The sequence below is a fragment of the Alcanivorax sp. UBA3183 genome (assembly GCF_002364155.1).
In the GTDB taxonomy this organism is placed as follows: Bacteria; Pseudomonadota; Gammaproteobacteria; order Pseudomonadales; family Alcanivoracaceae; genus Alcanivorax; species Alcanivorax jadensis.
In genome coordinates, this window is sequence record NZ_DEXN01000043.1 from 20,923 (window position 1) to 40,514 (window position 19,592).

The 19,592-nt window shown below is 58.9% G+C and carries 19 protein-coding genes; 12 read left to right on the plus strand and 7 right to left on the minus strand.

Annotated elements, in window-relative coordinates; translation table 11 throughout:
• Positions 1–51: 51 nt before the first annotated feature.
• Genes B3Q33_RS13070 through B3Q33_RS13080 form a run of 3 tightly spaced genes read right to left on the minus strand, consistent with a single transcriptional unit; the run spans position 52 to position 3,398 of the window.
• On the minus strand, positions 52–1,575 hold the full coding sequence (locus B3Q33_RS13070) for a flavin-containing monooxygenase (protein WP_272962611.1): 1,524 nt from the start codon (positions 1,573–1,575) through the stop codon (positions 52–54).
• A 15-nt stretch (positions 1,576–1,590) separates the two neighbouring features.
• Positions 1,591–2,430, minus strand: coding sequence for an SDR family NAD(P)-dependent oxidoreductase (locus B3Q33_RS13075; protein ID WP_272962610.1), 840 nt, complete (start codon positions 2,428–2,430; stop codon positions 1,591–1,593).
• Positions 2,431–2,468: 38 nt separating this feature from the next.
• The gene (locus B3Q33_RS13080; RefSeq protein ID WP_272962609.1) at positions 2,469–3,398 is read right to left on the minus strand and encodes a metal-dependent hydrolase; all 930 of its coding nucleotides are present in this window, start codon (positions 3,396–3,398) and stop codon (positions 2,469–2,471) included.
• A gap of 513 nt (positions 3,399–3,911) precedes the next feature.
• Between B3Q33_RS13080 and B3Q33_RS13085 the strand changes: the two genes are divergently transcribed.
• The 3 genes from B3Q33_RS13085 (at position 3,912) to B3Q33_RS13095 (ending at position 6,055) form a co-directional block, all read left to right on the plus strand.
• Entirely contained in the window at positions 3,912–4,385 is a 474-nt protein-coding gene (locus B3Q33_RS13085) for a DUF4282 domain-containing protein (protein ID WP_272962608.1), read from the plus strand.
• Positions 4,386–4,487: 102 nt separating this feature from the next.
• Positions 4,488–4,970, plus strand: coding sequence for a DUF4282 domain-containing protein (locus B3Q33_RS13090; protein ID WP_272962607.1), 483 nt, complete (start codon positions 4,488–4,490; stop codon positions 4,968–4,970).
• A gap of 119 nt (positions 4,971–5,089) precedes the next feature.
• Positions 5,090–6,055, plus strand: coding sequence for an NAD(P)H-dependent flavin oxidoreductase (locus B3Q33_RS13095; protein WP_272962606.1), 966 nt, complete (start codon positions 5,090–5,092; stop codon positions 6,053–6,055).
• A gap of 132 nt (positions 6,056–6,187) precedes the next feature.
• Here B3Q33_RS13095 and B3Q33_RS13100 read toward each other — a convergent pair whose 3' ends face one another.
• Positions 6,188–7,696 carry a flavin-containing monooxygenase gene (locus B3Q33_RS13100; RefSeq protein ID WP_035246210.1) on the minus strand — a complete coding sequence of 503 codons (1,509 nt, stop codon included), beginning with the start codon at positions 7,694–7,696 and terminating at the stop codon, positions 6,188–6,190.
• Positions 7,697–8,133: 437 nt separating this feature from the next.
• Between B3Q33_RS13100 and B3Q33_RS13105 the strand changes: the two genes are divergently transcribed.
• Positions 8,134–8,376: a hypothetical protein gene (locus B3Q33_RS13105; RefSeq protein ID WP_035246207.1), complete on the plus strand. Its 243-nt coding sequence runs from the start codon at positions 8,134–8,136 to the stop codon at positions 8,374–8,376.
• A gap of 152 nt (positions 8,377–8,528) precedes the next feature.
• On the opposite strand, the gene B3Q33_RS13110 is transcribed toward B3Q33_RS13105, so the two are convergent.
• The 3 genes from B3Q33_RS13110 to nudE all read right to left on the minus strand — a co-directional run bounded on the left by B3Q33_RS13110 (position 8,529) and on the right by nudE (position 11,063).
• The gene (locus B3Q33_RS13110; RefSeq protein WP_272962605.1) at positions 8,529–9,413 is read right to left on the minus strand and encodes an alpha/beta hydrolase; all 885 of its coding nucleotides are present in this window, start codon (positions 9,411–9,413) and stop codon (positions 8,529–8,531) included.
• Between the two features lie 115 nt (positions 9,414–9,528).
• Positions 9,529–10,344, minus strand: coding sequence for a 3'(2'),5'-bisphosphate nucleotidase CysQ (gene cysQ, locus B3Q33_RS13115; protein ID WP_035246204.1), 816 nt, complete (start codon positions 10,342–10,344; stop codon positions 9,529–9,531).
• A 170-nt stretch (positions 10,345–10,514) separates the two neighbouring features.
• Positions 10,515–11,063 (minus strand): ADP compounds hydrolase NudE, encoded by a 549-nt coding sequence (gene nudE, locus B3Q33_RS13120; protein ID WP_035246337.1) that lies wholly within the window; start codon positions 11,061–11,063, stop codon positions 10,515–10,517.
• Between the two features lie 89 nt (positions 11,064–11,152).
• Here nudE and yrfG point away from each other — a divergent pair, with 89 nt between their 5' ends.
• The 8 genes from yrfG to B3Q33_RS13160 all read left to right on the plus strand — a co-directional run bounded on the left by yrfG (position 11,153) and on the right by B3Q33_RS13160 (position 19,573).
• Positions 11,153–11,806: a GMP/IMP nucleotidase gene (gene yrfG, locus B3Q33_RS13125; protein ID WP_035246202.1), complete on the plus strand. Its 654-nt coding sequence runs from the start codon at positions 11,153–11,155 to the stop codon at positions 11,804–11,806.
• Between the two features lie 10 nt (positions 11,807–11,816).
• Entirely contained in the window at positions 11,817–12,206 is a 390-nt protein-coding gene (locus B3Q33_RS13130; RefSeq protein ID WP_035246200.1) for an RNA-binding S4 domain-containing protein, read from the plus strand.
• 59 nt (positions 12,207–12,265) lie between these two features.
• Positions 12,266–13,120 carry an Hsp33 family molecular chaperone HslO gene (hslO, locus tag B3Q33_RS13135; protein WP_272962604.1) on the plus strand — a complete coding sequence of 285 codons (855 nt, stop codon included), beginning with the start codon at positions 12,266–12,268 and terminating at the stop codon, positions 13,118–13,120.
• Between the two features lie 381 nt (positions 13,121–13,501).
• Complete coding sequence (locus B3Q33_RS13140; RefSeq protein ID WP_035246197.1) at positions 13,502–15,046, plus strand: phosphoenolpyruvate carboxykinase; 1,545 nt, start codon at positions 13,502–13,504, stop codon at positions 15,044–15,046.
• 308 nt (positions 15,047–15,354) lie between these two features.
• A complete protein-coding gene (locus tag B3Q33_RS13145; RefSeq protein ID WP_272975267.1) occupies positions 15,355–16,647 on the plus strand; it encodes an NAD(P)/FAD-dependent oxidoreductase in 1,293 nt (430 codons plus the stop codon).
• Between the two features lie 235 nt (positions 16,648–16,882).
• A complete protein-coding gene (locus B3Q33_RS13150; protein WP_272962602.1) occupies positions 16,883–17,791 on the plus strand; it encodes a YihY/virulence factor BrkB family protein in 909 nt (302 codons plus the stop codon).
• A 90-nt stretch (positions 17,792–17,881) separates the two neighbouring features.
• Positions 17,882–18,286, plus strand: a complete 405-nt coding sequence (locus B3Q33_RS13155) for a 3D domain-containing protein (protein ID WP_035246192.1) — start codon at positions 17,882–17,884, stop codon at positions 18,284–18,286.
• 96 nt (positions 18,287–18,382) lie between these two features.
• Positions 18,383–19,573 (plus strand): lytic murein transglycosylase, encoded by a 1,191-nt coding sequence (locus tag B3Q33_RS13160; protein ID WP_272962601.1) that lies wholly within the window; start codon positions 18,383–18,385, stop codon positions 19,571–19,573.
• The last annotated feature ends 19 nt before the right edge of the window (positions 19,574–19,592 follow it).

Consider the following 19,592-nt stretch of genomic DNA (forward strand, 5'->3'; position numbering starts at 1 on the left):
AGGAGAAACATTGCGCTTCCCCTCATTCAACAAGCCTGTTCCTGATGTGCATCAGGCGGCCTTCTTTTTCTCCGCGCTCTGGTAGACCACTTCGTAGTCTCCTACCTTGAAACGGCTCAAACGCTTCTTGAGTTCCTTCAGCGACCAGGGCCAGGCGGCAAAGTTGCGGCCGTTCTGGTCCAGGTAGTAGCTCTTGCAGCCACCGCTGTTGAACACCGTAGTTTTCAGGTGTTTCTGAACCTTGTCATTGTGGGCCCTCAGCACCTGGGGCTTGATGGCAAAACGGGTAATCCCCTTCTCTTTCACCTTCTTCAGGCCATCGATGATGTAGTCCAGCTGGGCTTCCGCCAGGCCGATAAAGGAATCGTACACCAGCACATTAGGGCCCAGCACCAGGAAGGCATTCGGCACATCCTTCATGGTAGCGCCCAGATAGGCCTCTGGTGAGGTGTCTTTCCACAGGTCGGAGAGGCGATCGCCGTTCGCGTCGATAACCTTGCGACCAATGGGGGGATGGGATACCTCGAAGCCGGTACCCCAAATGATCACATCCACCTCGTGACGCTCACCGTTGGCAGCAATCACGGTATTGCCTTCCACTTCCACCAGACCATGGGGAATCAGGTTGGCATTGTCTGCCTGCAGGGCCGGGTAATAGTTGTTGGCAAACAGGATACGCTTGCAGCCCAGGGTAAAGTCCGGGGTCACCGCCTTGCGCAGGGTCTTGTCTTTCACCTGGACGCGCAACAATTGCTTGGCAGCCGTGCTCACCGGCTGCAGAGCCGCCGGGTTACGAAGCCCGAAGTTGATCACGTTCAGGGAGGTAGCCACCGCCTTGCGCCAGCTTTTCTGAATAATAGGCAGCTTTTCGATCAGCTGCTTGCTGGTGTCACCCAGATCCATATCCGGCTTGGGCAGTACCCAGGGCGCGGTACGCTGGAATACGTGCAGCTCTTTGACCTTGGGCTGGATCTGCGGCACAAACTGGATCGCCGAGGCGCCGGTGCCGATCACCGCCACCCGTTTTCCGGTCAGATCATAGTCATGGTTCCACTGGGCGGAGTGGAACATTTCGCCCTTGAAGCTATCCAGGCCCGGCAGGGACGGAATCTGGGCTTCGGTGATCGGGCCAGTGGCGAAGACAACCGTGCGTGCCAGGGTCTGGCCTTTTTCCTCACCGGTTTTGGTATCCAGCACCCACAGGTGGCGACTTTCGTCCCACTCGGCATGTTCCAGCTCGGTGCCAAACTCGATCAGTTCCTTGATGCCGAAATCTTCACTGACCTCTTCCAGGTAGCTGAGAATTTCCGGCTGGCGAGCAAACAGATGGCTCCACTTGCTGCTCAGGGCAAAGGAAAAGGAGTACAGGGAAGAAGGCACATCACAGCCGCAGCCCGGGTAGGTATTTTCCCGCCAGGTACCGCCGACGCGGGTGGCTTTCTCGATGATCTTGAAATCGTGATAGCCCTCTTTTTTCATCTTGATCGCAGCGCATAGGCCGGAAATGCCGGCGCCGACGATAAAGGTGTCGTAAATCCTGGCCTCAGGGGTTTTGCGTTTCTTTGCTGCTGCCATGATGAAATTCCTCGATCAATTCTTAACAAACCGGTAAGAGAACCCAAGCAGGTTCGCGTACAAATTGGGAGTGGCACGCTTCATCATCCAGAACAACTTGGCGTCCACCTGGGGCGTGGTGTACAGCTCACCCTTGTCGAGACGATTCAGGGTCAGCTTGGCCACGGAATCACTGGTGGTCATGGCGTAGTTCATCAGCGCATGATCGGCCAGCTTGGAATAACGCGCCGGAATGCGGCCATCCTTGATGATGTTGGTGGGCACCAGAGTCGGACACAGCACGTTGACATTGATATTGTCGCGCTTGAGCTCAGCGTACAGGGTTTCGGACAACGCCCGCACGCCGGCCTTGGTCACGTTATAGGCACTCATTTCCGGCGCGGCGGTATAGGATGCAGCAGAGGCCACGTTGATAATGGCGCCACGGCCCTGCTTCTTGAACCCGGGTACAAAGTAGTGGCAGCCATGCACCACGCCCCACAGATTCACATCCATGGCCCATTTCCAGTCTTCCAGGCTCAGTTCTTCGAACTTGCCACCAATGCCCACACCGGCATTATTGATGACCATGGTGACCGGGTGGCCCAGCAGTTTTTCAGACTGCTCGGACAGCTTCTTTACCTGGGCCGCCTTGCCCACGTCACAGGCCACCGCAAACGCTTTACCGCCGGCCTTCTCGATCAGCGCCACGGTTTCCTCGGCACTTTCCAGCTTCAGATCCGCGCAGACAACCGCGCTGTTTCGTCTCGCCAGTTCCAGGGCAAAACTGCGACCAATACCACTGCCAGCACCGGTGACAACAGCGTAGCCGTTATAGCTCGGCTTGCTGGAACGAAACTTGAGAATATTCAGCATTATTTTCTACCTTTTCAGGTTGAGTATTCAGCGTTCGTTCAGGCGCGCTTGCCCGGTACGAATTCCTTGGTCAGATACGGCGTCAACAACCCGGTTTTCGGGTGCAGCAGCTTTTCCTTGTAGTACTCCAGGTAGGCACTGGTATCGTGGTCGCTGGGGTGAAAGTCCCGACGGGTGTAATCGAGAATATGCTTGATGGTGCTGCCGAAGACCCCCTCTTCAGGCCCGGCCAGTACCGCCAGGCTACGCTTCACATCTTTCCAGTATCTGGGGCTCAGCAAGTTACGCGGTTTGCGCATTACCGGAATCAACGACGCCGCAACCGGAATCAGGAAAGTGATAGTGAAGGCCGCCAGGGCAAAACCACGCATGCGCAGATAATAATCACCGGACAATTCCTGGAACACGTCGTAGGCAACATCCTTATGCTCCGACTCTTCCAGCATGTGCCACATCCACAGGGCCCGCTGCTTCTCGTCCAGGGATTCATAGAAGATGTCTTCGTTCTTCATCATGTATTCCGCCATCACCGCAGTGAAATGCTCAATGCCTGCCATCAATGACAGCTGCATGCGGTTGGACAGTTTCTTGAAGCCGTGCTCGAACACCTTGTCGGCAAGATAGCGATACAGGCCTACCGGATAACGATGCTGGGCCAGTACCTCGTTGAACTCGTTGTGCATCTTGGAGTGAATGGCTTCCTGACCGATCAGGGCGGTTACCAGACGCTTGAGCTCCGGATCTTTCACAAACTGACGGTGGTAACGGGCGGTGTCGATCACCAGATCTTCGCCAAAGGTCAGAAAGATGGACAGGGCTTCGAAATACGCCGATGCCAGCTCCGTGTTCCTAAAGAAGGTATCGTCCAGTTGCTTGGCATCGAACTGAAAATCCATGTGGCGAATCGGCATCTCAGGCCGTTTCTGAGCGGTTTTCGACACGTATTGATGAATCGTTGCAGTCGTCATTAGGTCACCTGTCCAATAAGGGCAAAGCCGATAAAGTTGCGCGCCATTGACGTTAGTTGGGCGCGCACTACTGTTACATTGACGAGCGACACAATAAAGCGAATGCTTGTTCGGGTTCAACTCGGTTCAACCTTCCTCTGTCATGCCTGCTGTCATTATTCAGCCATGTCCGTCAGAAGGTATAACAACGGGCCTAAAAACCCCCAAAAGGAAATGCAACTCTTTGTTTTTAATAGTTAAACTCCAATTGCCCGGGGGCATCTGAAAACGCCATCACCTGCCCCTCTCCAAGCCTGCTTTCCACAACCCGGGCAGCCCACCCCTCGCTCATCGCCAAAACCGAGCACAGCGTTCGGATTTAGGCCGCACGATAGGCCACGATTTGCCTAGTATTCGCTCCCCTATGGAGCGGCCATAGAGGCTTTTCCATATAACAGAGCATTACAATCTATGGGTAGGAAAAGCCCGGTAGCCCGGCAACAATGAAGCAAATGAATCGTCATCGGGGTATCTATGTTCAACAAGGAAAAGCTGAACCAATCAAAAGTCCTGCAAATGGTGGACTGGCAGTTTAATCGCTACCTGTCCATGCAGTTGCTGCCATTGCTCTACCTGCTGATGATTATTGGCGCGGTATTGCTGGTGGGCTTTTTTGTGGCTGCCAGCTTTTCCAGTTCGTTATGGTTTGGTTTGGCCACCGCCACCCTCTCCCCCCTGATCCTGCTGGTGATGATCGCCATCGTCCGGGCTGCCCTGGAATATCTGGTCATGGCCCACCGCACCATGAGCATTGTCGAAAGCATGCGCCCCCTGCCCGAGCGTGTGGAAAGCCTGGATAACAAAGTGGATGCCCTCAACGAGCACGTCATCGACCTGCACGAAATGCTGATGCAACTGCGTCCGCTGCTGCGTTCTGCAGGGCTGCCGGGACGTTTTATCGAATCACTGCGCAAGGGCGACAGCAAGGAAAACGGCGGCGACAAGTAAACACTGTAATCACCTCACCGCATGAGGGGGCGGCGCTGCGGTGATTGTGCCAAGAATCTACGGTTCTAGACTGAATTCCATTACAACAAAAGGGAATTCATCATGAAACCGGACCAACGTTTGCAGCGACCGCCTTCACTCGTTCCCAATCTGGCGGATTGGCGTTTCGAGCACTACCTCACCATGCGCCTACTGCCGCTCTTCTATCTCCTACTGGTAGGCGGAGCGGCCGTGGCTGTGGCCGGCACCGCCGCCGCCTGCTTCTGGATATCCACACCGGTTGGGCTAATCGCCTCAGCGGTAGCCCCCCTGCTACTGCTGGTGATAGTGGCGGTAGTACGTGCCGCTCTGGAATACTTGATCATGGCTCACCGCATCATGCGAATTATTGAACGCATGGACGCTTTGCCTGATCAGGTCAGGGGGCTGTCTCACCGGGTAGACGGCATCACCCGGCAAGTGGACAGCCTGACAGATAATGTTCAGGACATTCACCAGGACCTGATGCACGTGCGGCCTTTGCTGCGCTCAGCAGGCTTTCCATCTCGCCTACTGGCTTTTCTGAAAGCCCCCACGATTCGCTAGGCAGCGTCTGAATCAGCATGAACGTCGTATCCAACCATCGCAATTGCCGCTCTTTTCAGGTGTAATTTCTCTCCTGCAGGCGCCCGCCATGGCGCCCTCACCCAGAACAAGGAGTTACCATGTCGCTACCCGCGTCCCTGCAAGAGCGGCTGCGTCTGCCAGCTGTTGCTTCCCCCATGTTTATCGTCTCCAACCCGGATCTGGTCATCGCCCAGTGTAAGGCGGGCATCGTCGGCTCTTTCCCGGCACTCAACGCCCGCCCGGCAGAAGAGCTGGAAGTATGGCTGGAGCGAATCACCGAAGAGCTGGACGCCTGGAACCAGGCCAACCCGGACCAGCCGGCAGCGCCCTTTGCGGTCAACCAGATCGTGCACAAGTCAAACAACCGGCTGGAACACGATCTGGAAATGTGTGTGAAGTACAAGGTGCCCATCGTGATCACCTCACTCGGCGCCCGGGTGGACGTGAACGAGGCGATTCACAGCTACGGCGGCCTGGTATTTCACGACATCATCAACAATTTCTTCGCCAAGAAGGCCATCGAAAAAGGCGCCGACGGCCTGATCGCTGTGGCCGCCGGTGCCGGTGGCCACGCAGGTACCCAGTCGCCATTTGCCCTGGTGCAGGAGATCCGCGAATGGTTTGACGGCCCCGTGCTGCTGTCCGGCTCCATCGCCAAGGGTGACGCCATTCTCGGCGCCCAGGCCATGGGTGCGGACCTGGCCTATATCGGCTCCGCCTTTATTGCCACCGACGAAGCCAACGCGGACGAACGCTACAAGCAGTCCATCGTCGACAGCAGTGCCAGCGACATCATCTATTCCAACCTCTTTACCGGCGTTCACGGCAACTACCTGCGCAGCTCCATCGAAGCGGCCGGGCTGGACCCGAACGACCTGCCGGAAAGCGACCCATCCAAGATGGATTTCGGCGACGGCAGCTCAAAAGCCTGGAAAGATATCTGGGGCAGCGGCCAGGGTATCGGCGCCATCAAGAAAATCGGTCCGGCCAGTGAATTGATCGAGCGACTCAAGCAGGAATACAGCAGCGCTCGCCAGCGGATGGATCAGCTGCCCTGGAAGTAAAAAGCGGCAAGCAACAACGCGTCAGAAAAAAGCAGAGGACTGAAACCAAAGAGGCCGCGCCCGATCCCCGGGCACGGCCTCTCTGGTTTGCAGCCACAACACGTCTTGCCGCGTTGTGGTTTACCGCTCGCTTCAGCCTGTAACGGAGCCAAGCACCGATGCAACCAGCCCTTTCTTTTTCACTGGCTGGAAATTGCTGAACTCCAGCACACCATCATCAATGGCGCCGAAACGCAGCTTCGGCAGATCTACCAGGTAATTCTGCACGACCATCCATGGCTGCTTGGAGCCCTGTCGGGGCAGACGATCGTCCGCACGCATGACATAGCCCGACTGCAAACCCAGGAAGTTTTCATCGGTGATGCAATCTTCGTTGTCACGGGGAATCACGGTCTGGGCGCCGGTTTTTTCCATGTGGTTAAGCAGGCGGCACACATACTCGCAGACCAGGTCCGCTTTCAGGGTCCAGGAAGAGTTGGTGTAGCCGAAGACCAGCGCCATGTTCGGCACATCACGCAGCATCATGCCTTTGTAGACCAGCGACTCGCGGGGCTCTACGGCCTTGCCGTCGATGGTCCCTTCCACCCCGCCAAGCATCTGAACATTGAGACCGGTGGCGGTGATAATAATGTCCGCCTCCAGCTCCTGACCGGACTTGAGCAGAATACCGTTCTCAGTGAAACGCTCGATATGATCGGTAACGATATCGGCCTCACCCCGGCGAACGGTCTTGAACAGGTCACCATTGGGCACCGCACACAGACGCTGATCCCAGGGGTTATAGCTGGGGCGGAAATGGGTCATATCCACATCATCGCCAAGCTGACGCTTCGCCGCCGCCAACAGAGCTCGCCGCACCAGTTTCGGGCGCTGCTTGGACAGCTTGTACACCAGGCGCTGGATACCAATGTTACGGGCGCGAGCCAAACGATAGACCATCATCTCGGGCATAAAACGGCGCATACCCACGGAGATCGGGTCCACTTCCGGCACGGTGGCAATATAGGTCGGGGAGCGCTGCAGCATGGTGACCTGGGCGCCCTCTTTGGCCATGGCCGGGACCAGGGTTACGGCGGTGGCGCCGGAACCGATCACCACGACTTTCTTGCCTTTATAGTCCAGGTTTTCCGGCCAGTGCTGGGGATGAACCACCTGGCCCTTGAAGTCTTTCTCACCGGGGAAATCCGGCTTGTAGCCTTCGTCGTAGTTGTAATAACCACTGCAGGAGAACAGGAAATTGGCGGTAAAGGTTTCCTGCTCGCCGGTTTTCTCGTTGGTGGTTTCCACTGCCCAGTGATTATCAGCACTGGACCAGTTCGCCTTGATCACCTTGCGACCAAAGCGGATATGTTTTTTCACCCCGTACTCTTCCGCCGTGTCTTCCACGTACTGGCGAATAGAGTTGCCATCAGCAAGCACCTTGGGCTCGGTCCAGGGACGGAAGCTGTAACCCAGGGTGAACATGTCGGAATCGGAACGGATACCCGGGTACTTGAACAGATCCCAGGTGCCGCCAATGCGTTCGCGGCGCTCGATAATGGCATAGCTACGATTCGGGCTCTTGCGGGTCAGGTGGCAAGCTGCCCCGATACCGGAAAGGCCGGCACCAATAATCAATACATCAACGTGGTTATTAGACATTCTCTTTTACCTCCAGCCCTTGGGCCGCCTGGTCTCGGCAGTGCAAAACATTGACATCATTCAATGGCACCGTTAACTGACAGACAGAATAGCCGTACTGGCGGGTATGAGAAAAGGCCAAAACAGGCCGTTAATTGGCCCTGGAGACGGGGAAAAGTGCCGCTAGGGACGGCAGGTGTGGCGCAACCAGCATTAACACTGGATCTACTTTCCCTGACCGCCTGTCTACCCACATGGCGGCCATGGGGTTGGCGACCAGCTATTACTCGCTGATTTTCATAATAAAGTGGTACGGACGATCCAATATCATCGTGCCATCACCGATTTGTGACCTCATACACATTGCTGCCCTGCCCACTTCTGCATACTGCCTGCGCGCCATAGGGGAAAGGCGCTTACGGGGATGGATTACACACTATAATTATAAGGGTTCCGGCATGTTCGATCTGACTGCCTTCGGGGATACGTTCGCCTCTCACCCCTGGCTATGGATACCGATTTCCTGCGCCACCATTATCAGCCTGCTGTTATGGAGCGGTCGCATCCGCCAGCCCGGCATGGTCAACCTGTTCGCCGTTGGCCTGATACTGCCCTGCATCAACCTGAGCATGATCGCCACCGGCGCGCTGGTTGCCGCAGATCAACTGACGCTGGATCTGGTGGCCTTACTGCCGTTCTGAGAGTCGCAAGTGACAAGTTGAAAGTTTCAACGCGGATCAGCGCTGCTGTCAGCCGCTACGCATGAGGCCGCGCCCAATGACTGGAGCGCGGCCTCATGCGTTTGAAATCAAGGGCAAAGGTATGGCGCGTTGCAACTTGAAACTTGCCCACGCTACAAACCCTGAAGAAATTCCAGCTGATCCGCCACACTGATATCCCTGGCCTCGCCCTGATAGATATCGAAATGACCAATCGGATAGCGCTTCACTGTCGCTTTCGCCATGGCCGCAGCGGCCTTTTCTGCGGCTGAAGCCGGCGCCACGGTATCGGTTTCACAGATCAGCACCAGCGCCGGGCAGGCCACCTTGGCCGCCTGCGTCACAGGGCGAAACAAGGGCAGCACCAGGCCGATACGAGCCGCTACTTCATTGGGCACACCCTCCGGCATCAGCGCGGTATAACCATCGTAGGCATCATGACTGGACATGGCCGCCAACTCGCCGGGCTTGCCGGCAGAGGGCAACATGCGCGGCCCCATCCCCAGCAGGCTGCTGGTCATATCCCAGAGACCCAGACCGGTCATTTTCACCGCCTGGCCGACCCCCGCGTAACGCACTACTTCCTCCACCGAGGCCAGGCCATCCATCATCGGACACTGGGCAATGATACCGGCTACGTCCGGTTCCCGGGCCGCCACGGCGGTGACCAGACCGCCGCCAAAGGAGGTCCCCCACAACACGATGCGCTGGTTATCCACTTGCTCCTGCTTGCGCACACAGGCCAGCGCCGCCTGCCAGTCCGCCACTTCCCGGTTGGGCAGCAACACCTGACGGGGCATGCCTTCACTTTCACCGAAGTGCCGGTAGTCAAACTGGAACACCGCGTAGCCGGCTTGCAAAAAGGCATCCCGAAATGGCTCCAGCCCACAGGCCTTGGTGAGACCAAAACCGTGGCCCATGACCACGGTCAGGAAGGGGCCGTCGCCTTTGGGAAGATATAGATCTCCCCGGCAGGACTGGCCGTCGCTAACAAATCGCAGCTCATGCATTTTGCTCATGGAAACTCCTTGTTTTTTCTTACCACAGAGGACACAGAGAACACGGAGTTAACGCCTATCAACACAGGTTCTGTTTTCCCTCGGTGAACTCTGTGTCCTCTGTGGTGAATACGCCTTACCCGGCAATCGCCGGGGCGATAAAGCGCCATTCCTCAATGCTCTGCCCCAGCACCAGGAAGTGAGGATTGAGGATGTCTTCCTTGTTATACTGCAATGGCTCGAACGCGGTATTGACCACAACGCCACCAGCAGCCGTTACCACCGCATGCGCAGCAGCAGTGTCCCATTCAGAGGTGGGCGCCAGACGGGGGTAGATGTCGGCACTGCCTTCGGCTACCAGACACAACTTCAGGGACGAGCCCATGGAGGCACGCTCCACGTCACCGACTTCTTCGCGAATAAAGGCTTCCAGCTTTTCCACCGCTTCACCGCCATGGCTGCGGCTGGCCACCATGACCACCGGGGCGGTACGGGCACGGCACTGGATTGGTTTGCGCTCACCGCCTTCCTCTTTATAAGCACCCACACCGCGGCCACCCAGGTAGGTCACTGCCGTTACCGGCACATGCACGACGCCCAGCACCGGGGTATCCCCTTCCACCAGAGCGATGTTGACGGTGAACTCGCCATTGCGCTTGATAAATTCCTTGGTGCCATCCAGCGGGTCCACTAGCCAGAAACGGGGCCAGTCCTTGCGATCCGCGTAGGCAATGCCACCGGACTCTTCGGAAAACACAGGGATCTCCGGGGTCAGCGCCTGCAGGCGCGCTTCGATAATCTTGTGCGCCGCCATATCCGCTTCGGTAATCGGCGACTTGTCGTCCTTGGTTTCCACCCCCAGGTCGTCACGCTCATACACAGTGAGAATAGCCTTGCCCGCTTCACGGGCGATCTCGGCGAGCGGTTCCAGCAGGGTATTAAAGTCGGTCATTTCGTTTTTCCTGTGATTCAGATTTTGCCACCTGTAGGAGCGGCGCCCTCTGTGCTCTGCGAGTATGAGCCTCGAACAGGGCTGCGAAGTCCGGAAAATCGCATCCATATGCGATAGATTTCCTCGCCTGAGGCGAGGATCGCGGCTCAGGCGCCGCTCCTACAGATCAATTATCGACGTTGCTCCAGCAACCGCTTCGCCATCAGCAACGCGGCGATCACCCGGGCTTCCGTCACGTCGTCCCGCTCAATCAAACGGTCCAGGTCGGACAGTTTCCAGGTGAGCACTTCCAGTTCTTCCGGCTCATCCCCGGGCAGGGACTCTTCATACAGGTCTTCCGCCAACACCACCTTGATGCGGTGCCCCATATAACCTGGCGACAGGGTCATGTCCTTCATCAAGGTAAGGTGACGGGCGCCATAACCGGCCTCTTCCTTCAATTCCCGGTTAGCTGCGTCACGCCAGTCCTCGCCGTGTTCGTAGGCGCCCTTGGGCAGGGTCAGTTCGTAACTTTCGGTGCCGGCGCCATACTCGCGGATCATTACCACGGTGTCGTCATCCAGCAACGGCACCATCATTACCGCCGCAATGGGCGGGGTGCGCAGGCGCTCATAGGTCCGCTCCACCCCGTTGCGAAAACGCAGGTGCAGCTCTTCGATTCCGAACAGGCGGCTTTTTGCGACCAGTCGGGTGTCGAGAATCTCCGGTTTCTCATCCATAATCAGCGTCAGATCTCGCGGCAATGATTGTAGGGAGTTACTCAGAAGCTCCTTGAGGCCGAAGACTAACCCGAATACGCAGGAAATTCATGATTGACTGGCAATCCGTCGACACCGTGCTACTGGATATGGACGGCACCTTGCTCGACCTGGAGTTCGATAACTGGTTCTGGCAAAAACATGTCCCCGAGTGCTACGCCCGCCAACAAGGGCTGGATCGGGCCGAGGCCGACCGCATCATCCACGACTGGATCACCAGCCATCTGGGCACCCTCAACTGGTATTGCCTGGATTTCTGGACCGCGGAGCTGGGCCTGGAAATCGCCAGCCTGAAACGGGAAGCCGGCGATCGCATTGCCGTGCGACCCGGCGCGGACACGTTTCTGCAGGCGCTGAAGGAGTCTGACAAACAGGTCATCATGGTCACCAACGCCCATCGTGATGCCCTGGACTTGAAGGTAGAGCGTACCGGCATCGACCGCTATTTCGATGAAATCGTCTCCAGCCACGATTATGGCCACGCCAAGGAAGCCCAGTCCTTCTGGCAGCACCTGCAACGCCACCTGCCCTTTGACCCGGCCCGCGCCCTGCTGGTGGATGACTCCCTGCCGGTGCTGCACAGTGCCCAGCTCTACGGGATCGGCCAGCCGGTCAGCATCCTGCACCCGGATTCCAGCCTGCCCAAGCGGGACCATACCCATCCGTTCCCGGCCATCGACGATTTTCTGCGGGTCTTACCATGAGAGAAATGCCGTGAGCGAGACCGTTCGTATCGACTCCTGGCTGTGGGCGACCCGTTTCTTCAAGACCCGCAGCCTGGCCAAGGCCGCCATCGAAGGCGGCAAGGTGCAGATTGATGGCAGCAAGGCCAAGCCCAGCAAGAATGTGCAACCCGGCCAGACCATTGCCATTACCAAGGGCACCGAACATTTCGAGGTAATAGTAGAAGGCCTGAGTAGCAAGCGCGGCCCCGCCAGCGTGGCCCAGACCCTCTATCAGGAAACCGAACAAAGCCGCAGCCGCCGGGAACAGAGCAGCGAGCAACGCAAGCTGGCACGGGCGGCCGCCGCCGCACCGGACCACAAGCCCAGCAAGAAGGAACGCCGGGATATCCAGCGCTTCAAGAGAGACAACCTGGAATAACCGCTATCGCGCCCCCATAAAGGCATCGCGAAGACAGCAACAGCCCTCAGGACACGACCATGCAAGATCACAAACAACGCTTTCTGTTCCCTGACTCCGATATCCGCGGCGAACTGGTGCAGGTGGAAAGCAGCGTCACCCGTATTATTGAAGGGCATAACTACCCGCTGGCAGTACAGGGGCTGATCGGCGAGGCGGTAGCCGCCGTGGCACTGCTGGCCAGCACCCTGAAATTCAAGGGCCGCCTGGCATTGCAGGCCCAGGGCAAGGGCCCGGTGTCCCTGCTGCTGGCCGAGTGCACCAACGAGGGCGAGTTGCGCGCCCTGGCCCGCCACAGCGACGGCCAGGACTGGAGCCATGGCGACATCCAGACCCTGATCGGCGACGGCAACATGGTGATCACCATCATCCCGGAGCAGGGCCGCCAGTATCAGGGCATCGTCCCCCTGGCCGGGGACTCCCTGGCCCAGTGTCTGGAAGCCTACTTCCACCAATCCGAACAACTCCCCACCCGCCTGTGGCTGGCCAGCGGCAATAACCGGGCCGCCGGCCTGCTACTGCAACGGCTGCCCAACCAGCTGGCCAGCAGCGACGCCAACACACAGATGTGGGAGCACCTGGAAGCTCTGGCCGGCACCCTGAAAATGGAAGAGCTACTCAACCTGGACGATCAGACCATCCTCCACCGGCTATTCCACGACACCCCACCACAGCTGCCCGACGCCCAGGCCCTGCAGTTCGGCTGCACCTGCTCCCGGGACCGCAACCGCAATGCCCTGATCTCCCTGGGAAGCAACGAATTGCAGACCCTGCTCGACGAAGACGGCGAAGTGACCCTGACCTGCGACTTCTGCCGCAACCGGGAACGCTTTGATGCGGTGGATCTGGCGGAGATGATCCGGGAGAGTAGTTGACAGTTGATAGTGGACAGTTGACAGCGTCGCGGTCCGGCGTATCAGTTTCTGAAGTGCAAGAGGCCGCGCTCGAACCTTGAGCGCGGCCTCTTGCGGTTAAATGTGTGTCACGGCTAACCCGCGTAGCTGTCAACTGTCCACTATTAACTGTTAACTTGGCCGTGCTGCCGTGACCGCCCGGTCCAAGGGGGAATCGCCACTGATTTCCTTTTCTGGCATAATCGCGCGCCTGTGCTGACTGGAGGTTTCATCCCCCGGTCCCCTTTGGTCTTGCCCGGTGGCAGTAACGGGCACGAGACCGGCACTGTTATCCGCAATGCGAACCAGAGTTTCGGCGCCCATACACGCTGAAACGGCACGGCCACAAGCCCAGGAATGACCATGACCGACCCGATTGTTTATAACGACCTCAGCCCGGCCCAGCTGGTAGAGCTGGCTGTTCAGCGCAACGAAGGCCGCCTGTCCGACACCGGCGCCCTGGTAGTGGAAACCGGTCATCGCACCGGCCGCTCCCCCATGGACCGCTACATCGTTGACGAGCCCAGCACCAGCGAGCACATCCACTGGGGTGCTATTAACCGTGCCTTCCCCGCCGACAAGTTCGATGCCCTGTGGGATCGTGTCAGCGTTGCCGTTGCCGACGCTGATGCCTTTGTTTCCCACCTGCACGTGGGTGCCGATGCGGACCATTACCTGGCAGTGAAAGTGACCGCGCAGACCGCGTGGCACAACCTGTTCGCCAACACCATGTTCATCCGCCCGGAAAAGTACAATCCGCGCAGCAAGGAAGAATGGCAGATCCTGCACGCCCCGCACTTCCAGTGTGAGCCGGAGCGTGACGGCACCAATTCCGATGGCTGTGTGATCCTCAATTTTGCCCAGCGCAAGGTACTGATCGCCGGCATGCGTTACGCCGGTGAAATGAAGAAAGCCATGTTCTCCGTGCAGAACTTCCTGCTGCCGGAAAAAGACGTACTGCCCATGCATTGCTCTGCCAACGTGGGCGACGATGGCGACGTGGCCCTGTTCTTCGGCCTGTCCGGCACCGGTAAGACCACCCTGTCCGCCGATCCGAACCGTTACCTGATCGGTGACGACGAGCACGGCTGGGGCAAGGATGTGGTGTTCAACATCGAAGGCGGTTGCTACGCCAAGTGCATCGACCTGAGCCAGAAAAACGAGCCGGTGATCTGGGATGCCATCAAGTTCGGCGCGGTACTGGAAAACGTCATCATCAATGACGAAAGCCGCACCGCCGACTACACCGACGTGTCCCTGACCCAGAACACCCGCGCCGCCTACCCGCTGGAAAACATCGACAAGAAGGTAGAAGCCAACCGTGCCGGCGAGCCCAAGCACATCATCTTCCTGACCTGCGACCTGACCGGTGTGCTTCCGCCGGTATCCAAGCTGTCCAAGGAAGCGGCGGCCTACCACTTCCTGAGCGGCTACACCGCGCTGGTCGGCTCCACCGAAATGGGTTCCGGTGGCGGCATCAAGAGCACCTTCTCCACCTGCTTCGGCGCCCCCTTCTTCCCCCGTCGCGCCGGCGAATACGCCGAGCTGCTGATCAAGCGGATGGAAGATTTCGGCTCCACCGTGTTCCTGGTGAATACCGGCTGGACCGGCGGCCCCTTCGGCGAAGGCGAGCGTTTCAGCATCCCCACTACCCGTGGCGTGGTGAACGCGATCCTCTCCGGCGACCTGGACAACGCCGAAACCGAGCACCTGGATATCATCAACCTGGACGTGCCGAAAGCCGTTCCCGGTGTGGACAGCCAGCTGCTGCAGCCCAAGAACACCTGGGCCAACCCGGAAAACTACGAGGCCCGCGCCCGCGATCTGGCAGAACAGTTCGAAAAGAACTTTGCCGAGAAGTATGCGGACGTGTCCGACGAGATCCGTGCTGCCGGCCCCAAGGCCTGATCCGTAAGGATCACTGAAAAAGCCCGCCACCGGCGGGCTTTTTCATTGCCGCCCGGCGGGCAGACCCGCCCACCCGGGAAGGCAAAAAGGAAACACCTGGTCTGGACTTGTTTACCACACGCGCTAGACTGCACCCCCGGAGTGGCGACAACCGTCATCGCTCCCTGCCCCACAAGGGCTCTGCCTCATTGATGAGCCACTGAGTGCGCCCAGCGTCATTCAGAGGCTCCTTTAACCCGGACCTGTTCACCGCCAAGGTGGATATGATTGACTGGCAACCCATGAGGGTTGGCCCGACAGGAGCCCCAATGAGCAAACCCAGAATTGTTGTCGTCGGCGGTGGCGCCGGTGGTCTGCCTCTGGTCACCCGCCTGGGTCGCAAGCTCGGCAAATACGGCCACGCGGACGTGACCCTGGTAGATTCCTCCAGCATCCATGTCTGGAAACCGCGTTTTCATGAAGTGGCCACCGGCGCCATCGACGCGGACCTGGATGCGGTGGACTACCGCGCCCACGCCCAGCTGAACCATTACCGTTTTGAGCCGGGCACCATGACCCAGGTGAACGTGGAGGCGCAGACTCTGACGCTGGCTCCGCTCCAGGACAACCACGGCTCGGAAGTGCTGCCGGAACGACAACTCCCCTACGATTACCTGGTACTGGCCACCGGCAGCCAGAGCAACGACTTCGGCACCCCCGGGGTGCGTGAAAACTGCCTGTTCATGGACAGCCGCGCCCAGGCGGAACGCTTTCGCGAACGCTTCCTGAATGCCTGTCTGCACGCCAACTATGAAGGCAAGCCAGTGTCCGTAGCCATTGTCGGCGGCGGCGCCACCGGCGTGGAGCTGGCCGCGGAACTGCATCATGCGGTGTCCATGCTCAATTTCTACGGCCACGAAAAGCTGGATCGCAAACACCTGCAGGTGGACGTGATCGAAGCAGCGCCACGGATCCTGCCGGTGCTCAGCGAACGGGTCTCTGCCACCGCCACCCAGCGGCTGGAATCCCTGGGCGTGAAAGTCCGCACCGGTGTCATGGTGGCCGAGGCAACCCCTGAGGCGCTGGTACCCAAGGAAGGCGACCCCATCAACGCCGACCTGCTGGTATGGGCCGCCGGGGTAAAGTGCCCGGACTGGCTGGGCCAGATCGAAGGCCTGACCACCAACCGCATCAACCAGGTGGAAGTGGAGCCGACCCTGCAGGCCAAGGGACACAAGAACATCTTCATCATCGGCGATGCGGCGTTCCTGATCCCGGAAGGCGAAGAGCGGCCCATCCCGCCACGGGCCCAGTCCGCCCAGCAGATGGCCCAACACACCGCCCGCAGCCTGCAGCAACTGATCATGAAACGTGAACCGCGGCCGTTCCAGTACAAGGACCATGGCTCGCTGGTATCGCTGTCCAATTACAGCTCGGTGGGCATGCTGATGGGCAACCTGAAGGGTGGTAACTTCTTCGTGGAAGGCTGGCTGGCACGGATGATGTACATCAGTCTGTATCGCATGCACCAGGCCGCCCTGTACGGCTGGCCCCGCACGATCATGTTGCTGATCGCCGGCCGCTTCAACAAGCTGGTGCGCCCACGACTGAAACTGCATTAACCGTAGCACCTGTAGGAGCGCCTCTTGAGGCGCGAACCCGAGCCTAAGCGAAGGAGCACTTCCAGAAAGCAACCATCCCTTCTGGAACGATTGCCCGCTCTGCTGGCTCTTCCGCGTTCACACGCGGATTCGCGCCTCAAGAGGCGCTCCTACAGCTACCATGTAGAGACAACCGGTAGTTAGCGACCACCGCAACCGATACACTCCCTGCTACCCATGGACGACGGTGGCCACGATGAAAGAAACCTTTCTCTACTGGTTCGGCATTCTCAAAAACACCATACGCCTGTGGCTGGAAGGTAATGCCGCCAGCTATGCCGGGTCGTTGGCGTTCTTTACGCTTTTCTCCATTGCCCCGGTCATCATCCTCGCCGTGAAGGTGATCTCGTTGGTGATGAGCAGCGAAGCCGCCATGGCGGAAATTCTCGGCCAGCTGGAAGCTACCGTAGGACCCGCCGCCACCGAAGAAATCCGCAATGCCATCATGAACACCCGCGCACCCAGCCAGGGAGTTCTCGCCGGCATACTCAGCCTGACGGTCATGATCATCGGCGCCACCACCGTATTCGCTCAGATGCAGCGCTCCATGAACGCCATCTGGGAAGTGGTGCCACGGCCCTCACGCAATACCCTCGTGGCTCTGATCAAAAGCCGCCTGCTGTCATTGACCGTGGTGGTGTCCCTGGGCTTTGTATTGCTGGTATCCCTGTTGCTCAACGTGGCCGTGCAGACCCTGCTGGTCTACGCGGAAAACTGGATTCCCTTCCATTCCAGCGTGGCCCTGGCACTTGAGGTCATGGTCTCCATCATCGTCATCGCCCTGCTGTTCGGCATGATCTTTCGCCTGCTTCCCGACGTGGTACTGAGCTGGAAAGACGTGGCCCCCGCCGCCCTGATCACCGCCGTGCTGTTTGCCATTGGCCGCGCCCTGATCGGCTTCTATCTGTCTCACACGGCAACCGCTTCCACCTACGGAGCTGCCGGCTCCCTGGTGATCCTGCTCATGTGGGTGTACTACTCCTCCATGATCCTGCTGCTCGGCGCCGCCTTCAGCCGCGCCCACAGTGAAGCCCGGGGGCGGGTTATCCGTGCCCGCTCCACTGCCGTCAGGGTCCGCCGGGAAATTCACGAAACCCCTGCCTGACAGGCTGCGGAATCAGCCGCCTGGCAGGGTTCATGCCCCCTTCACGGTCGGATTGCCACGGTAAGGTATCATTCCAACAAGGGGGATCTCATGACACTAAAAGCACCGTTTTCCATAATCAGCCTGACCCTGCTGGCCCTGTTTCTCTCTGCATGCAGTGACAGCGACAACACCATTAGCCAGGAAGTCACCGCCACGGCGTACACCCTGTCCGAAGCGGAAACCAAGAAAGGCAATGTGGGTCTTGCCGCCTGGGGCGACCAGCTGGAACCCGGCATGAAAGCCATCGCTGTGTCCCGCGACCTGATTCCCAAAGGGCTCACCCATCGCACCGAAGTGGAAGTGGAAGGCATGGGTACCTATGTAGTGCTCGACAAGATGAACAAACGCTGGACCGACAAAATCGACATCTTGATGGCGGATAGGGCCGAGGCTCGTGAGTGGGGCAAGCAAACCGTCACCATTCACTGGGAAGCGCCACAGGAAACCCCCTGAACGAGCCGGCAATTTTGCAATTCTCCCGATGAAACCCTGGCGGGGCCGTCGTAAACTCCCTGTCATTGATGCCCCTGCCACGGTTTCGGAGTCCCCATGGCCACCCGCTTTTTATTGATTTCCCTGTTCCTGTTTTTCAGCCACCCGGCCCTCGCTCTGGACCAGGAAAGCTTTGCCATGTGCATCAGCAAACTGCGCCAGGCGGGCCTGGAAGCCGGCTTGCCTGCCCAGGTGATCAGCCAGCACCTGGATGATGCAACACTGAATGACAAGGTGGTGGAACTGGATCGCAGTCAGCCGGAGTTCACCAGCAGCTTTGCCGACTACTTCAACCGGCGCGTCAGCGAGCAACGTATTGAAAAAGGTCGCGAAAAATACCGCAGCCATCGTCAATTGCTCGACACCCTGACCCGGGAATACGGCATCCCCGGCCATTACCTGGTGGCCTTCTGGGGACTGGAAACAAACTATGGCGGTTACCTGGGCAACATCCCTACCCTCGACGCCCTGGCCACGCTGACCTGCGAAGGCCGGCGCGGTGAGTATTTCCAGGGTGAACTGTTCAATGCCCTGCGTATTCTGCAGGCCGGCGATGTCAGCGCGTCACAGATGAAAGGCTCCTGGGCCGGCGCCATGGGGCAGACCCAGTTCATGCCCGCCGTGTTTCTCAAACACGCCCAGGATCACGACGGCGACGGTCGCCGCGACCTGTGGGGCAGCAGCGCCGACGCTCTGGCCTCCGGCGCGCACTTTCTGCAAGCTCTGGGCTGGGAACGGGAAGCTCGCTGGGGCCGGGAAGTCAGTCTGCCAACGGATTTCGACTACCAGCTCACCGGCTTCGGCAACAAACGCCCGCTCGCCGACTGGGCCGAACTGGGGCTGACATTGCCCAATGGCCAGCCCCTGCCATCCGCAGACATGGAGGCGGCCGTGATCGTGCCGTCTGGCCATGAAGGCCCCGCCTTTCTGGCCTATCACAACTTCCGGGTGATCATGGGCTGGAACCGCTCCGAATCCTACGCTATTACTGTGGGCCGCCTGGCCGACCGCATTGCCGGCGCCGGCCCCCTCTCCAAAACGCCACCGCAGGCACCGCGCCTCAACCGGGATCAGGTGACCCGTCTGCAAAAGATCCTCAATGAACAGGGCTTTGATGCCGGCGAAGAAGATGGCCTGATGGGCCCCGGCACCCGCAAGGCCATCGCCCGCTACCAGCAGGCCAACGAGCTGGTCGCCGACGGATTTCCGGGCAAGGACGTGCTTACTCGTATCGGCATCCTGCCGTAACCGGCAAGACAACAAACAG

Coding starts and splice junctions, on each gene's coding strand:
- B3Q33_RS13070 (WP_272962611.1), bottom strand. CDS start 1,575: ATGGCAGCAGCAAAGAAACGCAAAACCCCTGAGGCCAGGATTTACGAC.
- B3Q33_RS13075 (WP_272962610.1), bottom strand. CDS start 2,430: ATGCTGAATATTCTCAAGTTTCGTTCCAGCAAGCCGAGCTATAACGGC.
- B3Q33_RS13080 (WP_272962609.1), bottom strand. CDS start 3,398: ATGACGACTGCAACGATTCATCAATACGTGTCGAAAACCGCTCAGAAA.
- B3Q33_RS13085 (WP_272962608.1), top strand. CDS start 3,912: ATGTTCAACAAGGAAAAGCTGAACCAATCAAAAGTCCTGCAAATGGTG.
- B3Q33_RS13090 (WP_272962607.1), top strand. CDS start 4,488: ATGAAACCGGACCAACGTTTGCAGCGACCGCCTTCACTCGTTCCCAAT.
- B3Q33_RS13095 (WP_272962606.1), top strand. CDS start 5,090: ATGTCGCTACCCGCGTCCCTGCAAGAGCGGCTGCGTCTGCCAGCTGTT.
- B3Q33_RS13100 (WP_035246210.1), bottom strand. CDS start 7,696: ATGTCTAATAACCACGTTGATGTATTGATTATTGGTGCCGGCCTTTCC.
- B3Q33_RS13105 (WP_035246207.1), top strand. CDS start 8,134: ATGTTCGATCTGACTGCCTTCGGGGATACGTTCGCCTCTCACCCCTGG.
- B3Q33_RS13110 (WP_272962605.1), bottom strand. CDS start 9,413: ATGAGCAAAATGCATGAGCTGCGATTTGTTAGCGACGGCCAGTCCTGC.
- cysQ (WP_035246204.1), bottom strand. CDS start 10,344: ATGACCGACTTTAATACCCTGCTGGAACCGCTCGCCGAGATCGCCCGT.
- nudE (WP_035246337.1), bottom strand. CDS start 11,063: ATGGATGAGAAACCGGAGATTCTCGACACCCGACTGGTCGCAAAAAGC.
- yrfG (WP_035246202.1), top strand. CDS start 11,153: ATGATTGACTGGCAATCCGTCGACACCGTGCTACTGGATATGGACGGC.
- hslO (WP_272962604.1), top strand. CDS start 12,266: ATGCAAGATCACAAACAACGCTTTCTGTTCCCTGACTCCGATATCCGC.
- B3Q33_RS13140 (WP_035246197.1), top strand. CDS start 13,502: ATGACCGACCCGATTGTTTATAACGACCTCAGCCCGGCCCAGCTGGTA.
- B3Q33_RS13145 (WP_272975267.1), top strand. CDS start 15,355: ATGAGCAAACCCAGAATTGTTGTCGTCGGCGGTGGCGCCGGTGGTCTG.
- B3Q33_RS13150 (WP_272962602.1), top strand. CDS start 16,883: ATGAAAGAAACCTTTCTCTACTGGTTCGGCATTCTCAAAAACACCATA.
- B3Q33_RS13155 (WP_035246192.1), top strand. CDS start 17,882: ATGACACTAAAAGCACCGTTTTCCATAATCAGCCTGACCCTGCTGGCC.
- B3Q33_RS13160 (WP_272962601.1), top strand. CDS start 18,383: ATGGCCACCCGCTTTTTATTGATTTCCCTGTTCCTGTTTTTCAGCCAC.